This is a genomic window from Pseudomonas sp. (assembly GCF_049645325.1).
Taxonomy (GTDB): domain Bacteria; phylum Pseudomonadota; class Gammaproteobacteria; order Pseudomonadales; family Pseudomonadaceae; genus Aquipseudomonas.
Genome location: NZ_JBARTQ010000708.1, coordinates 1 through 3,278, shown reverse-complemented (window position 1 = coordinate 3,278; position 3,278 = coordinate 1). Strand labels below are relative to the sequence as shown.

1 protein-coding gene is annotated in these 3,278 nt (G+C 63.0%); it reads right to left on the bottom strand.

Annotation, left to right across the window (positions count from 1 at the left end; all coding sequences use genetic code 11):
- Positions 1-3,090 (bottom strand): ATP-binding protein (locus tag WBB95_RS30095; protein ID WP_424490902.1); only part of this gene is annotated, 3,090 nt, incomplete at its 3' end.
- Between the last annotated feature and the right edge of the window lie 188 nt (positions 3,091-3,278).

Here is a 3,278-nt window from a genome sequence, read left to right as displayed (position 1 = left end):
GAGCAGCTCCGGGGTGCGCACCGGCTTGGCCAGGTAGTCGTTGCAGGCCGCAGCGATACTGCGCTCGCGGTCGTCGGTGAAGGCGTTGGCGGAGATCACGATGATCGGTGCCGTGGACAGCGCGTTGCGGCGGATCAAACGGCTGGTTTCATAGCCGTCCAGGGTCGGCATCGACAGGTCCATCAGGATCAGGTCCGGCGCCAGCAGCGCGACCTGGCGGATCGCGTCCTGGCCGTTGCTGGCCTGGATCACTTCAAACCCCAGCGGTGTGAGCATGCCGCTGAGCACCTTGCGATGGTCGACATGGTCGTCCACCACCAGGATGCGCCGGCGTTCGCCTTGATAACCGATGATGTCGTGCTCCACATGCACCACGGCTTGCGGTGCGCGCACCTGGGACAGGAACAGGCGCACTTGGAAACAGGTGCCTTTGTCGAGTTCGCTGGTGACGCGCAACTCGCCGCCCATCAAGGCCGTGAGCATGCGCGTGATGGTCAGGCCCAGGCCTACACCCTTGTCCTGGCGCATCAGGTCGCCGCGTTCGAACGGCTGGAAAATCTGCTCGATCTGGCCCGGGTCAATGCCGATGCCGGTATCGATGATTTCAAAGTTGGCGGTTTCACGCATGTAGCTGACTCGCAGGCACACCTCGCCGCTGTCAGTAAAATTCACCGCGTTGCCCAGCAGGTTGATCAGGATCTGCCGCACGCGTTTTTCATCGCCACGCACCACCGCCGGGATCTTGCCCACACAGTCCAGGCGAAAGCGCAGGCCCTTGTCCTCGGCCTGCGGCGTGAACATCTGCTCCAGGTCGTGGATCAGTTCGGGGAAGGGGATTTCTGTCAGTTCCAGGCGCAGCTTGCCGGCTTCGATCTTGGCCACGTCGAGTAAGCCGTCGATCAGCGACACCAAGTGCGAACCGCTGCGCAAAATAGATGCCAGCGCGTCCTGATGGTGTTCGGGCATGGCGCTGTCACGCTGCAGGATCTGGGTGAAACCGAGGATGCTGTTGAGCGGCGTGCGCAGTTCGTGGGACAGCCCCGTGACGTAGCGGCTCTTGGCCGCGTTCGCCGCTTCCGAGGCTTCCTTGGCCTGTTGCAGGGCTTGATCGGTGAGGCTGTGGGCGTCGATTTCCTGCATCAACAGCAAGGTCTGGCGGTCGGACTCCTCCTGGGCCACGCCGCGGCTTTCGCGGGTCAGTACCACCCACCAGGCGAGCACGGCGGCGAGCACCGAGAGGGTGAGGAAGGCCTTGAAGAACGCCTGATAGAGGGTTTCGGAATGCGGTAAACCCTGGGCCGCCTGCACGTAGATCAACGCCAGGGCACCGGCCAGCATCAGCACCAGCGCCAGCAACAACCCCAGGTAATGCGCCAGTCGCGTGTGCAGGCGCGGCATCAGGGTGTTGGGCAGCAGCCAGCGCAACACGCCTTCAAACTGGGTGACCAGCCGCGCGTGGGGTTTGCAGCGGTCGCCGCAACGCGCGTCGAGCGAGCAACACAGCGAACAGATCGGCGTGCTGTAGGCCGGACAGAACGCCATGTCCGCCGTCTCGAACGGGTTGCTGCACAGCCCGCACACCGCGTGGGTGGCGGGTGCTACCGGGTGTATCAAATGTGCGGCGCTGGTGCGGGCAATGTAGTACTTGCCCCGGGTCAGCCACGCCAACAACGGCGCCATGACCAATGCAGTGCCCAGCGCCACGAACGGCGGCGCGGCCTGGGCCAGCGCACCGAACAGGCCGAAGTGGGCGAGGATCGACAGCAACGAGGCGATCAGCATCGAGCCGACGCCTACCGGGTTGATGTCGTAAAGGTGCGCGCGCTTGAACTCGATATGTTTGGGCGACAGGCCCAACGGTTTATTGATCACAAGGTCCGCCACCAGCGTGCCGATCCAGGCAATCGCGATATTGGCGTAGAGCCCCAGCACCTGGTCGATCACGTCGAACACGCCGAGCTCCATCAGCATCAATGCGATGGCCACGTTGAACACCAGCCACACCACGCGGCCGGGGTGGCTGTGGGTCACGCGGGCAAAGAAGTTCGACCAGGCCAGGGAGCCGGCGTAGGCGTTGGTCAGGTTGATCTTCATCTGCGAAATGAACACAAACAGCACCATCGCCCCCAACGCCCATTCCGGGGAACTGAACACGTAGCGGAAGGCGACCAGGTACATCTGGGTCGGCTCGGCGGCGCGCTCCATGGGGATTTCATGTTGCAGCGCGAGAAACGCCAGAAATGCGCCGGCGAACATTTTCAACGCGCCGGGAATGATCCAGCCCGGCCCGGCGCAAAGCAGGGCGGCCCACCAGCGTTTGCGGTTGGCGGCGGTTTTTTCCGGCAGGAAGCGCAGGTAGTCGACCTGTTCGCCAATCTGCGTCACCAGCGACAGCGCCACGGTGCAGGCGGCGCAGAACGACAGCAGGTTGAACCCACCGCCATCGCCACTGCGCCCGACAAAACTGGTCCAGTCACTGAACGCGTCGGGGTTTTTCCACCACACGAAACCGTAAGGCAGCACCAGCAACAGCAGCCAGACCGGCTGCGTCCACAGTTGCAGGCGGCTGATCAGGGTCACGCCGTAGGCCACCAGCGGGATGACCAGCAGCGAACAGATCACGTAGGCGATGGCCAGCGGGATATGGAAATACAGCTCCAGCGCGAGGGCCATGATCGCCGCTTCCAGGGCGAAGAACAAAAAGGTGAAGCTGGCGTAGATCAGCGAGGTGATGGTCGAGCCGATATAGCCAAAGCCCGCGCCTCGGGTCAGCAGGTCCATGTCCACGCCGTAACGCGCGGCGTAATAGCTGATGGGCAGGCCGGTGAGGAAGATCACCAGGCTGATGGCGAGGATTGCCCAGAAAGTGTTGGTGAAGCCGTAACTCAAGGCCAGCACGCCGCCGATGGCTTCCAGCGCTAAAAATGACACCGCGCCGAGTGCGGTGTTGGCGATGCGCAGCTCCGACCATTTGCGAAAGGACTTGGGGGTGTAGCGCAGGGCGTAGTCTTCCATGGTCTCGTCGGCGACCCAGGTGTTGTAGTCGCGGCGGATCTTGACGATGCGCTGGGTGCCGGGAGGGGAGTGCACGATGGGAGGCTCCGCAGGAGTGGGCAGGTGTCAGTGAGCAAGTTCCATGCCCTTCACAACATTATTGGCTGACCGCAATTGTGGTGAGCGGGCTTGCCCCGCGCCGGGCTGCGAAGCAGCCCCACTAACAGTCAATGAGTTTGACATTTACAAATGTGCTGTTCTTGATCGGGGCCGCTTCGCGGCCC